A 4,605-nucleotide genomic window follows, 5' to 3' on the forward strand; every position below is an offset into this window, starting at 1 on the left:
TGGGAGTCTTAGCGCCAGTTAGAACGGGATAAGCAAACTAAAAAGATATGTGGAGGTATTCTTAAACTTGTAATTTTAACAAGAAGGACATGGTTTCATTACTTGCTATGTGATAGAATATGAGCATATTAAAGTATTACTATCATGGAGGAGTATACCTTGAAGAAAGAATTTGCAGTAATAGGATTAGGCCGTTTTGGTGGCAGTATTTGTCGTGAACTTGTAAAGCAAGGAATGGAAGTATTAGCTATTGATCATGATGAAGATCGTGTCAATGAATTCGCTTCAATTGCTTCACACGCTGTGATAGGAGATACAACTGATGAATCAGTATTGAAAAGTCTAGGTATTCGTAATTTCGATCACGTAATCGTTGCCATTGGCGACAACATACAAGCAAGTATATTAACTACCTTAATGCTTAAAGAGTTAGGTGTTAGAGATATTACAGTAAAAGCTACAAACGATTATCATGAGAAAGTTTTAATTAAGATTGGTGCAGATTATGTTGTTCATCCTGAACGTGATATGGGAAGAAGAATTGCACATAAAGTAGCATCGAATAATGTTCTGGATTATTTAGAGCTTTCTGATGAACATTCGATTGTTGAGATTGTGGCTAGTAAAAAGATAGACGGTAAAACATTAATTGATTTAGATATTCGAGCTCGATATGGGATAAATATTGTAGCCTTTAAAAGGGGTAGTGAAATTATTGTTTCTCCTTCTGCAACGGAAACAATTCAAGTTGGAGATGTTTTAATCGTAATAGGTGCAGACCAAGATATTTCACGATTTGAGAAGAAAGTAGTAGATCATAGTTAATAAACCAAAAGACGACTCTTACATTCATAATATAGAGTCGTTTTTTTTATGAGTAACATGAGGAGGAATAGTAGGTAAAATAAGCAGAGAAATAAAATAGAAGCAACCAAAAAAGAAGTTCGTAATCTACATGATATAGATTACGAACTTCTTTTACTCTTATTTATTAATTTATCTTTAATACGTTAATAAATATAAATTAATTCCCTTTATTACTATCTACTTCCATAATGATTGGAAGGATCATTGGGCGACGTTTTGTCTTTTCGTAAAGGAAAGGAGCTAATGTGTCAGTAATTTCATTTTTAATTTCAGACCATTGACTTGTTCTTCTTTCCATTACTTTATTTAAATGTTTTTTAATTAAGCTTTGAGCATCACTGATTAAGTCACCTGATTCGCGCATATATACGAATCCACGTGAAATAATGTCTGGGCCAGCAGAGATTTTGAATTCTTTCATGTTGATGCTGACAACAACAACAACTAATCCTTCCTCAGAAAGAATGCGACGATCTCGAAGTACGATGTTGCCAATGTCACCTACACCATTACCATCGATGTATACTGATCCTGCTTGGATTTTTCCAGCCACTTGAGCTGTATTATTGCTCAAGGCTAATACTTCGCCATTATCCATTAAGAAGCAATTTGATTCAGGTACGCCACAATCGATTGCGTGTTGCGCATGATGTTTTTGCATACGGTATTCTCCATGGATTGGCATGAAGAATTTTGGTTTCATAAGACGAATCATTAATTTTTGTTCTTCTTGACCACCGTGACCAGATGTATGAATATCACTTAAAGCACCGTGAATTACATCTGCCCCCGCCTTGAAAAGCATATTAATTGTACGGGAAACACTAATTGTATTACCTGGGATTGGTGAAGAAGAGAAAACAACTGTATCTCCAGGAATAATTTGAATTTGACGGTGTGTACCATTAGCTATTCTTGATAAGGCGGCCATTGGTTCACCTTGGCTTCCTGTACAAAGGATCGTAACTTTATTAGCTGGAAGTCGATTAATTTGTTGATGTTCAATAAAAGTGTCTTTTGGACAACGAATATAGCCTAACTCTTGACCGATTTCAATTGCAGCCTCCATACTTCTTCCGAATACAGCAATTTTACGACCATTTTCAACCGCAGCTTCAACTACTTGTTGAAGACGATGAATATTTGATGCGAAAGTTGCGAATATTACACGACCTTCAACTTTACGGAATATATCATGAATGCTCTCACCAACGCGTCTTTCACTCATTGTAAAATGAGGAACTTCACTGTTTGTACTGTCAGATAGTAAACAAAGAACTCCTTCTTTACCGATTTCAGCCATCTTTGTTAAGTTTGCCGGTTCACCTACAGGTGTGAAATCGAACTTGAAGTCTCCAGTATGTACAATTTGACCAGGTGGTGTTTTGACAACAATACCATAAGAATCAGGAATACTATGTGTCGTTCTGAAAAACGTAACGGACGTTTTTCTAAATTTAATAACATCGTCTTCTTGAATTTCAATTAGTTTTGTTTGTCTTAATAATCCGTGTTCTTCAAGTTTATTTTTAATTAATCCTAGTGCTAATTTACCGCCGTAAATAGGGACGTTGATTTGTTTTAGAAGATAAGGGATTCCGCCGATATGATCTTCGTGTCCATGTGTTACGAATAATCCTTTAATCTTATCTTCATTTTTCACTAAGTAGGAATAATCAGGAATTACATAATCGATACCAAGTAATTCATCTTCAGGGAATTTAATCCCAGCATCGATTAGGATAATTTCATCTTGAAATTGAACTGCGTACGTATTTTTACCGATTTCCCCAAGACCGCCTAGTGCGAAAACAGCGGTTTGGTCATTTTTAACAAATTTCATATATTATAGCTCCAATACTTTAAAGTCTTCGTGTTGTTCCTCGTATTCCAAATATGCTTCTTCTACAAGGGTAACGAACTCAATGTTATATGGTTGACCTTTTAGTTTATTTCGCACTTCACGTACGGTCCCAGCTTTTACATAGACTGTTTTAGTTTTTTCGCGCACTGGCACCTCAGTCGCGCTTTCTTGATAATAAACTTTGTAAATCATTTTAAATCGCTCCTTAAATACTTTGTTTGCTTACTTCATTATATATAAAAACAGCATTATTTTCATGTATTACAACATGATGCTAATATAATCGGTTTCTTTTCAGTACATAAAAAACAAATAAAGCTACTAGCTTTATTACTTATTTTGTACAAGATTTACTTTTTATGACACCTTTATTTATCCTCATCATACCTGACTGAGGAACACAAAACAATTTTCTAATAAAGTCTTTTTTACATGATGTATATGTATTGTGAGTAATCCAAATAAAAAGGATTTATTTGAACGGTCGTTTTAAGTGTTAGAGGAAAAATAATAGTATATGTAAATTCAATCATACCTGACTGGAGAACACAAAACAATTTCCAAACAACATCTTTTGATAAAATTNNGTGTAGAAGGGCTATTAATTAAAAAAAGTTATGCGATTGTTTTCTTTCTAAGCAACTCTTTCCAACGTTTTAGCAGTTTTTTCCGCAGCTTTTTCAGCATAGCAGATCACTCCCTTATTCTTATTTTAAACGATTGAAATATAAAGTAAATATAGGTTGATGTTATATTTGAATTTTTTCTCTGAATTTTACATATTTATTAGTATGTGAATATAAAAATATTCTTTTCATCCCTACTGTTAAGAAAATCAAGGGAGTTAGTATTAGTGAATTTTATATGATGGTGTATATGGAATATTGTGAATATGTTAACAATGTTAGTCTTGACTTTGATTACTCTAAGTTATTTAATTAAAGAGATTGAAAAATCAAAAGAAATGTGGGATTAAAATGAAGAAAATTATCTTTTTTGATATAGATGGAACTTTGTTAGATTTTGATAAAAAATTGCCGGAATCTACTAAAGTTGCTGTTAAACAACTTCAAGAGAACGGTGTATATGTAGCGATTGCTACCGGACGGTCACCATTTATGTTTGAGAAACTGCGAAAAGAGTTAGATATTAATTCGTTTGTAAGTTTTAATGGGCAATACGTGGTGTTTGAAGATGAATTAATATATCGTAATCCGATTAAGAAGGAAGCATTACATAAGTTATATGAGCAAGCGAAGGAAAGGGAAGTTCCATTAGTTTACATGGATGAGCAAACGATGAAAGGAACAGTGGAATATTCTAAACATATTGAAGTTTCATTAGCTTCGTTTACTCTACCTCATCCCGAATTTGACGAACATTATTATAAAGAACATGACATTTATCAAACGCTGTTATATTGTACAGAAGACGATGAAAAGTATTATTTAGAAAATAATAATGATGTACGCTTTATTCGTTGGCATCCTGTTTGTATGGATGTTGTTCCAAGTGGTGGTTCTAAAGCTGTAGGAATTCAACATTTTATCGAGCGTGCTGGTTTTGATATGAAAGATGTATATGCCTTTGGAGATGGATTAAACGATATTGAAATGATTCAAACTGTTGGAACAGGTGTTGTAATGGGAAATGCTGAAGACGAGTTGAAAGAATATGCTGATTTACTAACAACCCCTGTAGATGAAGATGGCATTTACAATGCTCTAATAAAATTAGGGCTGATACAATAAAGTGAAACTTTAATCTGTGGGGGTGTTCGTCCATCCCCCACAGATTATTAGTTGAACCAATCGGGTTCTTACTGGCGCTTAATCTCCCACTTTAACGTCTTCGCCTTTACTTTCGTTTTGAAG

At 33.8% G+C, this 4,605-nt stretch carries 4 protein-coding genes; 2 read left to right on the forward strand and 2 right to left on the reverse strand.

The window, feature by feature from the left end:
* The first annotated feature begins 159 nt into the window (after positions 1-159).
* On the forward strand, positions 160-825 hold the full coding sequence (locus V7014_RS00415; RefSeq protein WP_335502712.1) for a potassium channel family protein: 666 nt from the start codon (positions 160-162) through the stop codon (positions 823-825).
* Positions 826-1,024: 199 nt separating this feature from the next.
* Here the strand turns inward: V7014_RS00415 and rnjA are convergent, their stop codons facing one another.
* Both rnjA and V7014_RS00425 read right to left on the reverse strand, forming a co-directional pair.
* The gene (rnjA, locus tag V7014_RS00420; protein WP_335502716.1) at positions 1,025-2,710 is read right to left on the reverse strand and encodes a ribonuclease J1; all 1,686 of its coding nucleotides are present in this window, start codon (positions 2,708-2,710) and stop codon (positions 1,025-1,027) included.
* Between the two features lie 3 nt (positions 2,711-2,713).
* Positions 2,714-2,923 carry a DNA-dependent RNA polymerase subunit epsilon gene (locus tag V7014_RS00425; protein ID WP_335502720.1) on the reverse strand — a complete coding sequence of 70 codons (210 nt, stop codon included), beginning with the start codon at positions 2,921-2,923 and terminating at the stop codon, positions 2,714-2,716.
* Between the two features lie 785 nt (positions 2,924-3,708).
* Here V7014_RS00425 and V7014_RS00430 point away from each other — a divergent pair.
* Entirely contained in the window at positions 3,709-4,482 is a 774-nt protein-coding gene (locus tag V7014_RS00430; protein WP_335502723.1) for a Cof-type HAD-IIB family hydrolase, read from the forward strand.
* Positions 4,483-4,605 lie beyond the last annotated feature (123 nt).

The organism is Bacillus sp. JJ722, assembly GCF_036963345.1.
Taxonomy (GTDB): Bacteria; Bacillota; Bacilli; order Bacillales; family DSM-1321; genus Bacillus_AD.

What these genes read in the sequence shown, in the direction of transcription:
- rnjA (WP_335502716.1), bottom strand. Translation starts at nt 2,710, where the DNA reads ATGAAATTTGTTAAAAATGACCAAACCGCTGTTTTCGCACTAGGCGGT.
- V7014_RS00425 (WP_335502720.1), bottom strand. Translation starts at nt 2,923, where the DNA reads ATGATTTACAAAGTTTATTATCAAGAAAGCGCGACTGAGGTGCCAGTG.
- V7014_RS00430 (WP_335502723.1), top strand. Translation starts at nt 3,709, where the DNA reads ATGAAGAAAATTATCTTTTTTGATATAGATGGAACTTTGTTAGATTTT.